This is a genomic window from Microbacterium sp. Leaf161, from assembly GCF_001423645.1.
Lineage (GTDB): Bacteria > Actinomycetota > Actinomycetes > Actinomycetales > Microbacteriaceae > Microbacterium > Microbacterium forte.
Genome location: NZ_LMOW01000001.1, coordinates 1,107,505 through 1,121,603, shown reverse-complemented (window position 1 = coordinate 1,121,603; position 14,099 = coordinate 1,107,505). Strand labels below are relative to the sequence as shown.

General features: G+C 69.2%; 13 protein-coding genes. 12 read left to right on the top strand and 1 reads right to left on the bottom strand.

Annotated features, from left to right (window positions below; all coding sequences use genetic code 11):
• Positions 1–29 precede the first annotated feature (29 nt).
• The 8 genes from ASF87_RS05510 to ASF87_RS05475 are packed head-to-tail and all read left to right on the top strand — an operon-like array spanning position 30 to position 7,624.
• A complete protein-coding gene (locus ASF87_RS05510) occupies positions 30–1,022 on the top strand; it encodes a metal ABC transporter solute-binding protein, Zn/Mn family (RefSeq protein WP_056374790.1) in 993 nt (330 codons plus the stop codon).
• A complete protein-coding gene (locus ASF87_RS05505) occupies positions 1,019–1,867 on the top strand; it encodes a metal ABC transporter ATP-binding protein (RefSeq protein ID WP_056374788.1) in 849 nt (282 codons plus the stop codon). Before ASF87_RS05510 ends, ASF87_RS05505 begins: the two co-directional genes overlap by 4 nt.
• Entirely contained in the window at positions 1,864–2,742 is an 879-nt protein-coding gene (locus ASF87_RS05500; RefSeq protein WP_200933697.1) for a metal ABC transporter permease, read from the top strand. The genes ASF87_RS05505 and ASF87_RS05500 overlap by 4 nt, the downstream gene beginning before the upstream one ends.
• Positions 2,743–2,786: 44 nt before the next feature.
• Entirely contained in the window at positions 2,787–3,203 is a 417-nt protein-coding gene (locus ASF87_RS05495) for a Fur family transcriptional regulator (RefSeq protein WP_042540517.1), read from the top strand.
• Positions 3,200–4,234: a permease gene (locus ASF87_RS05490; RefSeq protein WP_082508769.1), complete on the top strand. Its 1,035-nt coding sequence runs from the start codon at positions 3,200–3,202 to the stop codon at positions 4,232–4,234. The genes ASF87_RS05495 and ASF87_RS05490 overlap by 4 nt, the downstream gene beginning before the upstream one ends.
• Positions 4,227–5,018, top strand: a complete 792-nt coding sequence (locus ASF87_RS05485) for a TIGR03943 family putative permease subunit (RefSeq protein WP_056374785.1) — start codon at positions 4,227–4,229, stop codon at positions 5,016–5,018. Before ASF87_RS05490 ends, ASF87_RS05485 begins: the two co-directional genes overlap by 8 nt.
• Positions 5,008–6,927, top strand: a complete 1,920-nt coding sequence (locus ASF87_RS05480) for an Ig-like domain-containing protein (protein ID WP_056374784.1) — start codon at positions 5,008–5,010, stop codon at positions 6,925–6,927. Before ASF87_RS05485 ends, ASF87_RS05480 begins: the two co-directional genes overlap by 11 nt.
• 4 nt (positions 6,928–6,931) lie before the next feature.
• The gene (locus ASF87_RS05475) at positions 6,932–7,624 is read left to right on the top strand and encodes a DNA-3-methyladenine glycosylase (protein WP_056374781.1); all 693 of its coding nucleotides are present in this window, start codon (positions 6,932–6,934) and stop codon (positions 7,622–7,624) included.
• 9 nt (positions 7,625–7,633) lie between these two features.
• On the opposite strand, the gene ASF87_RS05470 is transcribed toward ASF87_RS05475, so the two are convergent.
• A complete protein-coding gene (locus ASF87_RS05470) occupies positions 7,634–8,644 on the bottom strand; it encodes a LacI family DNA-binding transcriptional regulator (protein ID WP_056374779.1) in 1,011 nt (336 codons plus the stop codon).
• Between the two features lie 140 nt (positions 8,645–8,784).
• On the opposite strand from ASF87_RS05470, the gene ASF87_RS05465 reads away from it, so the two are divergent.
• The 4 genes from ASF87_RS05465 to ASF87_RS05450 all read left to right on the top strand — a co-directional run bounded on the left by ASF87_RS05465 (position 8,785) and on the right by ASF87_RS05450 (position 14,048).
• Positions 8,785–10,794 carry a beta-galactosidase gene (locus ASF87_RS05465; RefSeq protein ID WP_056374778.1) on the top strand — a complete coding sequence of 670 codons (2,010 nt, stop codon included), beginning with the start codon at positions 8,785–8,787 and terminating at the stop codon, positions 10,792–10,794.
• Entirely contained in the window at positions 10,791–11,720 is a 930-nt protein-coding gene (locus ASF87_RS05460) for a carbohydrate ABC transporter permease (protein ID WP_056374776.1), read from the top strand. The genes ASF87_RS05465 and ASF87_RS05460 overlap by 4 nt, the downstream gene beginning before the upstream one ends.
• Entirely contained in the window at positions 11,717–12,622 is a 906-nt protein-coding gene (locus ASF87_RS05455; RefSeq protein ID WP_194285975.1) for a carbohydrate ABC transporter permease, read from the top strand. The genes ASF87_RS05460 and ASF87_RS05455 overlap by 4 nt, the downstream gene beginning before the upstream one ends.
• 94 nt (positions 12,623–12,716) lie before the next feature.
• The gene (locus ASF87_RS05450) at positions 12,717–14,048 is read left to right on the top strand and encodes an ABC transporter substrate-binding protein (protein ID WP_056374774.1); all 1,332 of its coding nucleotides are present in this window, start codon (positions 12,717–12,719) and stop codon (positions 14,046–14,048) included.
• Positions 14,049–14,099: the final 51 nt, after the last annotated feature.

Below are 14,099 nucleotides of genomic sequence, written 5' to 3'. Positions count from 1 at the left end.
TGGTTCTCATTAGCGTTTAGAGTGAGAGCATGAAGAACCCGTTCGTCGCCCTCGCCATCGCATCCGTCGCCGCGCTCTCGCTGGCCGGATGCTCCACCACTCCCGCAGCGGGAGAGGGTGCCGGCGACACCGTCACGGTCGCTGCGAGCACCAACGTCTACGGCTCGCTCGCAGCGCAGATCGGCGGTGACCGCGTCGACGTGACGTCGATCATCACCTCGGCCACGCAGGACCCGCACTCGTACGAGGCATCGGCCCGCGACCGCCTGACGGTGCAGAAGGCCGACCTCGTGATCGAGAACGGCGGCGGCTACGACGGCTTCATCGACACGCTGCTGCAGGATGCGCAGGACGTGCACGTGGTCAGCGCCGTCGAGTTCTCGCACGACTTCCCCGGCAACGAAGGCCACTCCGACGAGGAGGGCACGAGCGAGGAAGACCACGACCACGATCACGCCGAAGGTGAAGAGGGCCACGACGGTCACAACCACATCGAGGGCTTCAACGAGCACGTCTGGTTCGACCCGCACACGATGATCCACGTCGTCGAGGCCATCGCCGACGAGCTCGCCGCCATCGATCCGGACGGCGAGGCGGAGTTCACCGCCAACGCCGAAGAGATCGTCGCCGACCTCGAGGGCTTCGAGGCCGACCTCGAGACGCTGAAGACGGATGCCGCCGGCGCCAACGTGATCATCACCGAGCCGCTGCCCGGCTACATCGCCACCGCCGCCGGACTCACCGATGTCACCCCCGAGGGGTTCGGCGAGGCCGTCGAGGAGGGCAGCGATGTCGCCCCCGCGACGCTGCTCGACACCCTCAATGTCGTCGACGGCGGCGATGTGGCGGCCGTGCTCACGAACGCGCAGACCGGTGGAGCCGAGACGCAGCGCGTCGAGGATGCCGCGACCACGGCCGGCATCCCTGTCGTCGCCTTCACGGAGCTGCTGCCCGAAGGATCGTCGTACTCTGAGTGGATGAGTGACGCGATCCAGAGCCTCGCCGACGCGCTGCAGTCGTGAGCGCCGCCGCCGACGCGCGGGCAGGAGCCGAGAAGTCGAAACCGGTGCTCGAAGTGCGGGGAGCCGCGCTGCAGCGCGGTGACCGCGAGCTGTGGTCGGGACTGGACCTCACGGTCGAGCCCGGCGAGTTCATCGCCGTGCTCGGTCCGTCGGGTTCGGGCAAGACCACGCTGCTGCGCAGCATCCTGGGCCTGCAGCCGCTGTCGGCCGGCGAGATCACGGTTGCGGGCGAACCCGTGCGCAAGGGAAATCCGCGCATCGGATACATCCCGCAGCAGCGCTCACTCGCCCCCGACACGAGCATGCGGGCCCGCGACCTCGTCGCGCTCGGCGTGCAGGGCAGCCGCTTCGGATTCCCGATCCCGCACCGCGGCGACCGGGCCAAGGTCGATCAGCTGCTGACCTCGGTCGGAGCCGCGCACTATGCCGATCGCCGTGTCGGGCTGCTGTCGGGCGGTGAGCAGCAGCGGCTGCGCGTCGGCCAGGCGCTCGCCGATGAGCCGACCCTGCTGCTGTGCGACGAGCCGCTGTCGAACCTCGACCTCGCGAATCAGGTCGCCATCACCGACATCATCGACCGCCAGCGTCGCGATCGCCGCGCCGCCGTGCTGTTCGTGACCCACGACATCAACCCGATCCTCGGCCGCGTCGACCGCATCCTCTACATCGCCGGCGGCCGCTTCGTGCTGGGAACCCCCGAAGAGGTGCTGCAGACGCGGGTGCTCACCGAGCTCTACGGCACCCCGGTGTTCGTGCTGCGAGCGGGCGACCGGCTGGTCGTCGTCGGAGTGCCGGATGCCGAGCCCCACCATGAGCACGCGCACGATCACGGAGGTGCCGCATGACCGTCATCACCGGCATCGTCCCCGCGGTCGACTGGAGCGACGTCTTCTCGTTCCAGGACTACGGCGAGCTCGTCGCTCTGCTCGCGAACTCGATCATCGCGGGAGCGGTGCTCGGCATCGTCGGAGGACTCATCGGCGTCTTCGTGATGCAGCGCGACCTCGCGTTCGCGGTGCACGGAGTGAGCGAGCTGTCGTTCGCCGGGGCCGCCGCGGCGCTGCTGTTCGGCGGCAGCGTGGTCGTCGGGTCGCTCGGCGGCGCCCTGGTCGCGGCGATCCTGATCGGCATCCTCGGCGCCAAGGCCCGCGACCGCAATTCGATCGTCGGAGTGCTGATGCCGTTCGGGCTCGGCCTCGGCATCCTGTTCCTGTCTCTCTACGACGGGCGCAGCGCCAACCGGTTCAGTCTGCTGACCGGGCAGATCGTCTCGGTCTCGAGCCCCGACCTCGGCTGGCTGCTCGGCATCAGCATCGTGGTGCTGCTCGGCCTGCTGCTCATGTGGAACCCGCTGCGCTTCGACTCGCTCGACCCCGAATCGGCCGCGGCCCGCGGAGTGCCCACCAGGGCCGTCAGCCTGCTCTTCATGGTGCTGCTCGGGCTGATCGTCGCCGTCAGCGTGCACATCATCGGTGCCCTGCTCGTGATGGCGCTGCTCGTGACTCCCGCGGCCGCCGCGATGCGCGTCTCGGCCGGACCCGTCGCCGTGCCGCTGCTCGCCGCACTGTTCGGCTTCGTGTCGGCCGTCGGCGGCATTCTGCTCGCCCTCGCGGGCACTCTGCCGGTGAGCCCGTACATCACCACCCTGTCGTTCACGATCTACGTGGTGTGCTGGATCATCCAGCGAGCCCGCGGCGGTGTGCGACGAGTGCGGGCCTGACGTTCCCAGGGCCCGGCAAGGGCGGCGCGCCTAGAATCGTGGGTATGGCTCAGCGGAACACCTGGCAGCGCGATCGCGTGCGCGAAGCCCTCGCCGATGCGCGAGGGTTCGTCAGCGCGCAGAACCTGCATGCCTCGCTGCGCGACGACAACACCGGCATCGGCCTCGCCACGGTGTATCGCGCGCTGGCCGGGCTCGCCGCTGCGGGCGACGCCGACTCGCTGCAGAGCCCCGAGGGTGAGGCGCTCTACCGTGCCTGCACGACCCAGGGGCACCACCACCACCTGATCTGCCGCAACTGCGGACTCACGGTCGAGATCGAAGCGACCGACGTCGAGCAGTGGGCGCACCGCACCGCGGCTCTGCACGGCTTCACGGATGCCGCACACGTCGTCGACATCTTCGGACTGTGTGCCTCGTGCACCAACAAGCGCGACGCCGAAGAGGCAGCGAACGCGTGACCACCCAGGCCGCTCCACGGACGGTGCACTCGCACCGACCCTCCCGATCGCTGCGCTCGCCGTGGATCGGAGTGGCCCTCGGCGCCGCGATCGTGGCCGCGCTCTTCCTGGTCGACCGGTTCCTGCCGACGCTCTTCACCGCGAGCCTGCCGAGCAGGGCGCAGGACGGACTGACGCTCGCGCTGAGCGTGCTCATCGAGGCTCTGCCGTTCGTCATCCTCGGCGTGCTGCTGTCGATCGTCGTGCAGGTGTGGCTGCCGGCCGATGTGATCCACCGCTGGCTTCCGCAGCGAGCGTGGGCACGCCGTGCCGTGCTGTCGCTGCTCGGCATGCTGATCCCGGTGTGCGAGTGCGGCAACGTGCCGTTCGCGCGCGGACTGATGATGCGGGGTCTCGCCCCCGCCGAGGCGCTCACCTTCCTGATCGCCGCTCCGATCGTCAACCCGATCGTGATCCTCACCACGCATGCGGCCTTCGGCTTCGACGACGGCATCCTGGTGGCGCGTCTCATCGGCGGCTACCTGATCGCCAACCTGATCGGCTGGATCTACAGCCGACACCCCTCACCCGACTCCCTGCTCACGCAGCGCTTCATCGACACCTGCGACCGCGTCACGCACGAGCACGGCACCCCTGTTCGGCGCAGCCTCACGCAGTTCCTCGTCGAGCTGCGCGCGGTCATGCCGGCTCTCGTGATCGGCTCGGCGCTCGCCGGGGCCGTGCAAGTGCTGATCCCGCGTGAGGTGCTGTTGGCCATCGGCTCGAACCCGGTGCTGTCGATCCTCGCGATGATGGCGCTGGCGATGACCGTCGCGATCTGCTCGAACGTCGACGCGTTCTTCGCGCTCTCGTTCGCCTCGACCTTCTCATCGGGCGCTCTCGTCGCGTTCCTGCTCGTCGGGCCCCTCGTCGACGTCAAGATGCTCGCGCTCATGCGCACGACCTTCACCACCCGCACGCTCGCCGGCATCGTCGGCGTGGTCGTGTTCGCCGCCTTCGCGATCGGGATCGGGGTGAACGTCCTTGTCTGATCACACACCCACCTCTGACGCGCCTTCGCGCGCCCGGGCACTCGCCACCCGCTGGCTGGGCATCGGCCTCGCCACGGTCATCTCGGTCGTCACTCTCGGACTCGGCCTGACCGGACGACTGAACCTCTACATCAGCCCCGAATCGGTGTGGTTCGCGTGCGCCGCGGCCGTCGTGACTCTCGCGGGCGCGATCTGGTCGTGCACGCTGCCGCTCGGCGAAGAGGGCGACCACGGTCACGACCATGGCGACAGCCACGAGGCGGATGCGGCGCCGACGCCGCGCCGTTCCCTCGCCCTGGCCGGCACGGTGACCGGCGGTGTCGTGGCCAGTGGCGTCGTGATCGCCGCGCTCGTGCTGCCTCCCGCATCGCTGTCGGTCGAACTCGCGATGTCGAGGGTCGGTGAGCAGACCGCCCTGTTCGCCGGGGCCGACGACGTGACCCTCGGCGTGGCCGACACCGCCACCTTCGGGGTCGGCGACTGGGCGAGCGTGTTCGCCACGGCGACCAACACCGCGGCCTACGACGGAAAGACGGTCACACTGACCGGATTCGTCACCCCGACGGATGCCGACGGCGTCAACCTCACCCGCCTGGTCATCACGCACTGCGTGATCGACGCGCAGCCGGCGACCCTGCCCGTGACGATCGACGCCGGAGAGTTCGACACCGGCCAGTGGGTCGAGGTCGAAGGCACGGTCAAGGCGGATGCCGACGGCTCGCTGCACGTCGAACCGACCACGGTCACCGCGATCGACGAGCCTTCGGATCCGTATGAGTACTGACGACGAGCGCCGCGACGAGCCGGCGGTGCCGCGCACCCGCGCCGAGCTGCGTGCCGCGCGCGAGGCCGAGGCGGCAGCTGCCTTCCGTGCGTCGAACGGCGACGGCGGAGCCGAGCGAGACGAAACGCCTCCCCAGCCGACACCGCGTTTCGTCTCGCCTGCGGCTCGCTCAACGACCAGTGAAGAAGCCGCCTCTCCCCGTTCGTTGAGCGAGGACGGCGGAGCCGACCGAGACGAAACGCCTCCCGCGACAGGGCCGCGTGCCGTCTCGCCCGTGGCCCGCTCGACGGGCGATGAGCGGCCGATGCGTTCGACCTTCGTCCCGCCGGATGCCGAGTCGACGACCACGCTCGCGGCGCACTCCTCGACCGACTATGCACCCCCCGCGCCGGAGAAGCCCAAGGCGGAGAAGAAGCCGAAGCCCGCGAAGCAGCCCAGGCCCGAGAAAAAGCCCAAGCCCGAAAAGCAGCCGAAGCCCGAGAAGCAGCCGAAGGCCGCGAAGACCGAGAAGGCGCCCAAGCCCGAGAAGCCCGCCACCTCGAACGACCGCCGATTCCTGCTGGCGCTCGGCGCCGTGCTCGGCATCCTCGTGCTGGTGGGTGCCGGACTCGGCGTCGTCAGCCTCACGCAGGGCCCGCGCATCACCGACGTGCAGGTGAATCCGACCGAGGCGATCGAGGCCTCGGGCAGTCGTGTCATCCTCACCGCGAACCAGTCGCTGGCGGCGATCGACGAGTCTCAGGTCACTGTCGAACCTGCGGTGCCGTTCACCCTCGACGCCGCAGGCCGTGGCATCGGCATCCGCTTCACCGTGCCGCTCGATGACGACACCGAGTACACCGTGAAGGTCGCCGATGCCGTGGGCGCCGGAGGAGGCCCCAGCGCGACGCTCTCGACGAGCTTCTCCACCCCGGCGTCGAACATCTTCCTGCTGCGTCGAGACGCCGATGGCGACGACCAGATCTTCCGCACCGACCTGACGGGCGAGCAGGCGCAGCCCGTCTTCGCCGCCGACAAGATCAACGACTTCCGCGCGACCTCGTCGCAGCTCGTCGTCTCGGTCGAGGAGGACGAAGGGTCGAGGCTGCTCGTGATGGACCGCGACGGCAAGAACCCGCGCGAGCTCGAGCTGCCCGGCGTCGGATACGTGGGCGCGATCCAGGTCTCTGACCGCGGGGGCCTGGTCGGCTACAGCTACTCCGACAAAGAGCTCAGCGACACCGAGGGCCGCGCCAGCGTGCTCGTCACGCAGTCGCTGAGCGGCGACGACGAACCCGTGGTGACCGAGGTCGGCGACAAGGAGGCGAACATCTTCGTCTGGCAGTTCGTGCCCGACAGTGCCGCCGTGCTCTTCATCGACTTCGACGGTGCGCTCTCGCTGGTCGATCGCACGACCGACGCGGGGGTGCAGTCCCTCGGACTCGCGACGACCATCCAGGGCATCTCGCGAGGCACCTACACGGCGATCGTCGAGCGACTCGACGGCTCGGTGGTCGAGCTGAACCTCACCGACGGCTCGGAGGTGCCTCTCGAGGCGTCGACTCCCGACTACGGCTCCGCGATCACGATCACGCCCTTCCCCGGCGGCACGCTGCGCCACGTCGTCTCGCGCGATGAGAACGGGCTGCCCGTCGGACAGGCGGTCATCCGGGTGAACGAGGAAGGCGCCGCGACGCCGCTCGTCGAGGTCGACTCGACCGACTCGATCCTGCAGGCCTGCGCCTCACCCAGCGGCCAGTACGCCGCGGTCGTGATCGCGCCCGATCTGGCAGACAACCCTTACGACCAGATGCTGCTCCCGCTGCCCGAGAACCTCGAGACGCACCTGCTCGACCTGCGCACGGGCGACGAGATCGTGGCGCTCACCGGCTTCGACGCTTCGTGGTGCCAGACGGCGCCGCAGTTCTGACCGCATGTCGACGGAGGCCCTGCACCGAGCGACCCGCACCGAGCTGAGCGGGCTGCCGGTCGAGGTCGCACCACTGCTGCTCGGCGCAGAGCTGCGCACCGTCGTCGCGGGTTCCGAGGTGCGACTCCGGCTCACCGAGGTCGAGGCGTACCACGGCCAGGGCACCGGGCCGGAGGCCGATCCGGGCTCTCACGCCCGCATGGGCCGCACCGCACGCAACGCGACGATGTGGGGCGAACCGGGGCATCTGTACGTCTACCTGAGCCACGGCATCCACTCGTGCGTGAACGTCGTCTCGGGGCTCGAGGGCCAGGCCGGCGGAATCCTGCTGCGCGCGGGCGAGGTCGTGCACGGGGCGGATGCCGTGGCCGTGCGCCGCCGCGCGACGACCCCGTTGACGGCGACGGCGCTGCGTGACCTCGCCAAGGGGCCGGGCCGATTCGGCCAGGCGGTGGGCCTGCGGCATCCGATCCACGACGGGATCGACGCGGTCACCGGCGAGGAGTTCGAGGGCGCCCGCGCCGAGCTGTGGCTGCGCGACGAGCCCGTGATCGACGTGGCGACCGGGCCGAGGGTCGGGGTGGCTGGCGTGGCCGGCACCGCGGCGTTCCCCTGGCGATTCTGGATCGCCGGCGACCCGACGGTCTCGCCGTTCCGCTGGGGGAGAGGCGCTCAGGCCGCGTCCCTCGGCGTCTGAGGCGCGCGCTCAGGCCGAGTCCCTCCACACGACGGGCGTCGGCAGCATGATGCCCTCCCGCGGGCGCTGATCGTCGCGCAGCTGCGCGAGGACGGATGCCGCGGCCGCGGCCCCCAGCCCTTCGGCCGGCTGGTCGACGGTGGAGAGCAGCGGGGTGGTGCGGGTCGCCCAGCTGCTGTTGTCGAAGCCCACGACGCCCACGTCCTCCGGCACGCGGCGTCCGGCTTCGCGGAGGGCCCACATGGCTCCGGCCGCGACCGCATCGGAGGCGGCGAACACGCCTTCGATGTCGGGAGCCCGCTCGAGCAGTCGCGTCATCGCCGCGGCTCCGTCGGCGTAGGAGTACAGCGGCACCTCTTCGACGAGGTCGGGGTCGAAGGCATCGCCCAGAGCGTCGGTGAAGCCCGCGAGGCGGTCGGTGCCCGAATCCCGGTCTAGCGCGGCGGCGATCATTCCGACCCGTGTGCGCCCCGTCGCCAGGAGGCGCGAGGTCACGGCCTGCGCGGCGCCGCGGTTGTCGACGCCGACCCACGCGGCATCGACATCGGGCGGGTGCCCGACGTAGGCGACCGGGAGATCGAGCCGCATGACGGCCTTGGTGATCGGGTCCTGCGCGCGCGCCGAGACGATGACGGCTCCGTCGACGAAGCCGCCGTTGAGGTAGCGGGCGACCCGCTCGGTGTCTCGCACCGAGTCCACGACGAGGCAGACCATCTGGTAGTCGGCCTCGGAGAGCGTCTCGTTCGTGCCGAGCATGATCGCGCCGATGTTCGGGTCTTCGAGGAACAGCGCATGCGGCTCGTGCACGATGAACGCGATCGCCTGGGTGCGCTGGCGCACGAGGTTCTGCGCGGCTGTGTTCGGCACGTAGCCGACCTCGCGGATCGCGTCCTCGATGGCGGTGCGGGCGGAATCCGACACATACCCGCCGTTGATCACGCGGCTGACGGTTCCGCGCGAGACCCCGGCCACGCGCGCCACGTCGTGCACGGTGCTGCGACGACGGGCGGAAGTGCTCATGATCGACAGCCTAGCGACCCGGACTTGACGGGATTCGCCACGACATGCGACGATGTGTGCACGTTCACAGAAATCCCGATCGCTGTTCTCATGCCGCGAACTGTGCACGTGCACACATGATCCGCAAAGGAGCGCCTCGCATGGCCGCCGCAGTGCCCGACCGCATCGCCACCCTCTCCACAGGGCGCGGCCTCGTCTTCGGATGCGACTACAACCCCGAGCAGTGGGATCGCAGCGTCTGGCCCGACGACGTGCGTCTCATGCAGCAGGCGGGCGTCGGTCTCGTGGCGATCAACATCTTCGGCTGGTCGTCGATCAACCCGGCCAGAGGAGTGTGGGACTTCAGCGCGCTCGACGAGATCATCGAGTTGCTGCACGCGGCAGGGATCCGCATCAATCTCGGCACCGGCACCGCCTCTCCTGCTCCCTGGCTCACCGCTGCTCACCCCGAGATCCTTCCGGTCGGCGAAGACGGCACCGTCTTCCAGCAGGGCGGACGCCAGGGGTACTGCCCGAGCTCCCCGCTCTTCCGCGCCTACGCCGCCGAGGTCGTCACCCGTGTGGTCGAGCGTTATGGCGATCACCCCGCCGTGTCGCTCTGGCATGTGTCGAACGAGCTGGGCTGCCACAACGCGCTCTGCTACTGCGACACGAGCGCCGAGGCGTTCCGCGGCTGGCTGCGCGACCGCTACGACGACATCGACGCGCTGAACCGCGCCTGGGGCACGACGTTCTGGAGCCAGCGCTACAGCGACTTCGACGACGTGCGCGTGCCCAGCCAGGCCCTGTCACTGCGCAACCCCGGCCAGATCCTCGACTTCCAGCGGTTCAGCTCCGACGAGCAGCTCGCGCTCTACCGGGCCGAGGCCGAGACCCTGCGCGAGCGCAGCGACGTGCCGGTCACGACCAACTTCATGGTCACCGCGCACATCCGCAACCTCGACTACTGGACGTGGGTGGGCGAGATGGATCTGATCGCCAACGACCACTACCTCGACCGCCGCCTCGACGATGCTCGGGGAGAGCTCTCGTTCGCCGCCGACCTGACCCGCGGCCTCGCGCAGGGCGCGCCGTGGCTGCTGATGGAGACCTCGACCGGTGCCGTGAACTGGCAGCCCTACAACCTCGCCAAGGCTCCGGGCGAGATGCAGCGCAACATCGCCGCGCACGTCGCCCGCGGCGCCGACGGCATCTGCTTCTTCCAGTGGCGAGCCTCGACGCAGGGCGCCGAGAAGTACCACACGGCCCTCGTGCCCCACGCGGGCGAGGACTCGGATCAGTGGCGCGAGGTCGTCGAGCTCGGCGGTCTGCTCGACCGCCTCGGCGAGGTCGCCGGCACCCGCGTCGCCGCCGACGCCGCACTGTTCTTCTCGTGGGAGAGCTGGTGGGCGACCGAGAACGAGGGCCGCCCGAGCGAGGCGCTCACGTATCTCGGCCAGGTGCATGCCGCGCACGCGGCACTGGCGGATGCCGGTGTCATCACCGACGTCGTCCGCCCGGGCGCGGACCTCGACGGGTACCGCCTGCTGATCGTGCCCGCGCTGCACCTCATCAGCGATGAGGACGCCGCGGCCATCGCCCGCGCGGTCGAGAACGGCGCCACCGCACTGATCACCTTCTTCAGCGGCATCGTCGACGAGGAAGACCGAGTGCGCACCGGCGGCTACCCCGGCGCGTTCCGCGACCTGCTCGGCATCCGCTCGGAGGAGTTCGCACCGCTCCGCCCCGGCGAGTCCGTGACCCTCAGCGACGGCACCACCGCCACGGTCTGGAGCGAGCGGCTCAAAACGACGGATGCCGAGGTCGTCGCGTCGTTCGTCGACGGCCCTGCCGCCGGCGGCCCTGCGATCACACGCCGCGCGGCAGGCGAGGGCGAGGCCTGGTTCCTCGGAACCCAGCCCGCTCGCGACGACTACCGCCGACTGATCGCGCGGCTCGCGGCATCCGCCGGCATCGCCCCGACGCCCGGCGCCGGACCCGACGTCGAGATCGTGCGCCGCACCGGCGACGCCGGGTCGTTCCTGTTCGTCATCAACCACGGATCGACGGATGTCGAGATCGCGACCTCGGGCCACGACCTCGTCACCGACGCCGCCGCCACCGGGCTCGTGCCGGCAGGGGCCGTCCGCATCATCAAGGAGGATGTATGACCACCACGCTCACCGCTCCGGCGGTCGCCTCAGCGCGCCGGGCGCCGGGCCGCCGTCGACGGATTCCGCACAAGGGCGCGATCGCGTTCCTCATCGTGCCCTTCGGCGTGCTGTTCGCGCTGTTCTACGTCGTGCCGATCGTCTATGCCTTCTGGCAGTCGCTGCTCGTCGTCGAGCGCGACGGCACCTTCGGCAAGGCCGAGCAGGTGTTCGGCGGCCTCACGCAGTATGTGCTCGTCTTCCAGAACGAGGCGTTCTGGAGCTCGATGGGGCGGATGCTGACGTTCGGCGTCGTGCAGGTGCCGGTCATGCTCGGCCTCGCCCTGCTGTTCGCGCTGCTGCTCGACTCGCCGCTCGTGCGGGGCAAGCGCTTCTTCCGTCTCGCGTTCTTCGTGCCCTACGCGGTGCCCGGCGTCATCGCCGCGATCATGTGGGGCTCGCTGTTCTCGCCCAACCTGTCGCCGTTCACCGCGATCACCAAGAACATCGACTTCCTCGGTGCCGACCTCGTGCTGTGGTCGATCGCGAACGTCGTCACCTGGGTCTACGTCGGCTACAACATGCTGATCATCTACTCGGCGCTGCTGTCGATCCCGCAGGAGCTCTACGAGGCGGCCATCCTCGACGGCGCAGGCCAGTGGCGCATCGCCTGGTCGATCAAGATCCCGCTGGTGCGCCCGGCGATCGTCATGACCGCGATCTTCTCGATCATCGGCACGCTGCAGCTGCTCGCCGAGCCCCAGGTCTTCCGCTCGTTCAGCTCGGCGGTGACCAGCACCTTCACCCCGAACATGACCGTGTACGCCACGGCATCCATTCCGAACACCAACCTGGCGGCCGCCTTCTCGGTCGTGCTCGCCGTGACGACGTTCGTGCTGTCGTTCGGGTTCATGAAGTACATGCAGCGCAAGGAGCAGAACGCATGAGCACCATGTCGATCGTCGCCCCTGGCCGGGGCACCCGCGGCAAGGCCCCGCGCGGAAAGGCCGCTCGCGAGTCCGGCATCTCGCGCACCGGCGCCATGCTGATCATGGCCGTGTTCACGGTCTACTTCCTGCTGCCGCTGTGGTGGCTGCTCGTCGCGTCGAGCAAAGAGACCGGCGACATCCTGACCACCGCGCCACTGTGGTTCGCCGACTTCCACCTGTTCGACAACATCGCGGAGCTGTTCGCCTACCGCGACGGCGTCTACCTGCGGTGGCTGATGAACTCGGTGCTCTACGCGGCACTCGGCGGCGCCATCGCGACCCTGCTCGCCGCCATGGCCGGCTATGCCCTGGCGAAGTACCGGTTCCCGGGCCGCGACCTGATGTTCGACATCGTGCTCGGCGGGGTGCTCGTGCCCGCCACCGCGCTCGCGCTGCCCCTGTTCCTGATCTTCAGCCAGGCGCAGCTGACCAACACGTTCTGGTCGGTCTTCCTGCCGTCGATCGTGAGTCCGTTCGGGGTCTACCTGGCACGGATATTCGCGGCCTCGTCGGTGCCGGACGAGCTGCTCGAAGCGAGTCGACTCGACGGCGCGGGGGAGATCCGCACGTTCTTCACCGTCAGCATCCGGCTGATGACCCCCGCTCTGGTGACGATGTTCCTGTTCCAGTTCGTGGCCATCTGGAACAACTTCTTCCTGCCGATGATCATGCTGCGATCCGAAGACCTCTTCCCGGTGGTCTTCGGTCTCTACAACTGGAACAACCAGCTGAATCAGCTGCCAGAACTCCGCGGCCTCGTGCTGATCGGCGCTCTGCTGTCGGTCATCCCGCTGATCGTCACCTTCCTCCTGCTCCAGCGCTTCTGGCGCAACGGACTGGGCGCCGGCGCCCTGAAGTGAGCAGGCAGCCGCCCGGACCGACCGGGCGGCGCACCACCCGCACCACCCGCACCACACACCCGCACCACCCCATCGCATCCACGAAAGGATCGAAATGCAGCATTCGAAGATGAAGGCAGCCGCTGTCATCGCCATCTCGGCGTTCGCGCTCGCCGGTTGCTCGGCATCCGGCGGAGACAGCTCAGGCACCGGCGGCGACGCCGCCTCGTGCACCCCGGCCGACGGCGACGTCACGCTCGAGTTCACCTCCTGGATCCCCGGCATCGAAGATGTCGTGAAGATCTGGAACGACGCCAACCCCGAGATCCAGGTCGACGTGCAGACCGGCCCCAACGGCAACGGCGGCACGTACCAGAACTTCTTCAACCAGATCAAGGCGGGCGACGCTCCCGACCTCGGGCAGATCGAGTACGACGCCCTGCCGAACTTCCTCGTGCAGGACGGTCTCGAAGACCTCAGCGCCTGCGAAGACGTGGTCGCCTCCGAAGACCAGTTCGTCGACTGGGCCTGGGGTCAGGTGACTCTCGGCACCGAGGGCGTCTACGGCGTGCCGCAGGACACCGGCCCCATGGGGCTGTTCTACCGGGCCGACCTGTTCGAGCAGAACGGCATCGAGATCCCCACCACGTGGGACGAGTATCGCGAGGCCGCGGTCAAGATCCGCGAACTGGGCGGCTACATCACCAACTTCTCGCAGTCCGACATCAACCAGTTCGCCGGCTTCGCCTGGCAGGACGGCGCGCAGTGGTTCTCGAGCGACGACGAGGGCTGGACGGTCTCGCTCGCAGACGACGCCACCACCACGGTCGCCGACTACTGGCAGAGCATGCTCGACGACGACCTGGTCGCGACGGTCCCCGCGTGGACCGACGAGTGGAACAACGCCTACAACTCCGGTCAGGTCTGGACCTGGAACTCCGCCGTCTGGGGTGCCAACTCGATCTCGAGCGGCGCGCCCGACACCGCGGGCAACTGGGCCGTCGCACCGCTCCCGCAGTGGGAGGAGGGCGGATCCGCCGCCGGCAACTGGGGCGGCTCGTCGACCGCCGTGCTCAAGGGCAGCGAGCACCTCTACGAGGCGACGAAGTTCGCGCTGTGGCTCAACACGTCCGATGAGGCGCTGACCGCGCTCGCCGAGGCGGCCAACCTCTACCCGGCCACCACCGCCGGGCTCGACCTTCCGGTCTACGCAGAGGGCGTCGAGTTCTACGGCGGACAGAAGATCTACGACGTCTTCGCCGAGGCCGCCACCCAGGTCTCGCCCGACTTCGCGTGGGGCCCGACCATGACCCAGACCTACTCGGACGTGTCCGACGGGTTCAAGGCCGCGGTCTCGGGCAGCGGAACGCTGCTCGACGCGATCGAGAAGGGTCAGACGGCGACCGTCGACGCGCTCAAGGCCGCGTCGATCCCCGTCAAGGAGTAACACCCTCCGGAGGCCCGCCCGTATGCTCACGGGCGGGCCTCCTGTTTCGTC

Coding starts and splice junctions, on each gene's coding strand:
- ASF87_RS05495 (WP_042540517.1), top strand. CDS start 2,787: ATGGCTCAGCGGAACACCTGGCAGCGCGATCGCGTGCGCGAAGCCCTC.
- ASF87_RS05475 (WP_056374781.1), top strand. CDS start 6,932: ATGTCGACGGAGGCCCTGCACCGAGCGACCCGCACCGAGCTGAGCGGG.
- ASF87_RS05460 (WP_056374776.1), top strand. CDS start 10,791: ATGACCACCACGCTCACCGCTCCGGCGGTCGCCTCAGCGCGCCGGGCG.
- ASF87_RS05470 (WP_056374779.1), bottom strand. CDS start 8,644: ATGAGCACTTCCGCCCGTCGTCGCAGCACCGTGCACGACGTGGCGCGC.
- ASF87_RS05480 (WP_056374784.1), top strand. CDS start 5,008: ATGAGTACTGACGACGAGCGCCGCGACGAGCCGGCGGTGCCGCGCACC.
- ASF87_RS05500 (WP_200933697.1), top strand. CDS start 1,864: ATGACCGTCATCACCGGCATCGTCCCCGCGGTCGACTGGAGCGACGTC.
- ASF87_RS05510 (WP_056374790.1), top strand. CDS start 30: ATGAAGAACCCGTTCGTCGCCCTCGCCATCGCATCCGTCGCCGCGCTC.
- ASF87_RS05450 (WP_056374774.1), top strand. CDS start 12,717: ATGCAGCATTCGAAGATGAAGGCAGCCGCTGTCATCGCCATCTCGGCG.
- ASF87_RS05465 (WP_056374778.1), top strand. CDS start 8,785: ATGGCCGCCGCAGTGCCCGACCGCATCGCCACCCTCTCCACAGGGCGC.
- ASF87_RS05455 (WP_194285975.1), top strand. CDS start 11,717: ATGAGCACCATGTCGATCGTCGCCCCTGGCCGGGGCACCCGCGGCAAG.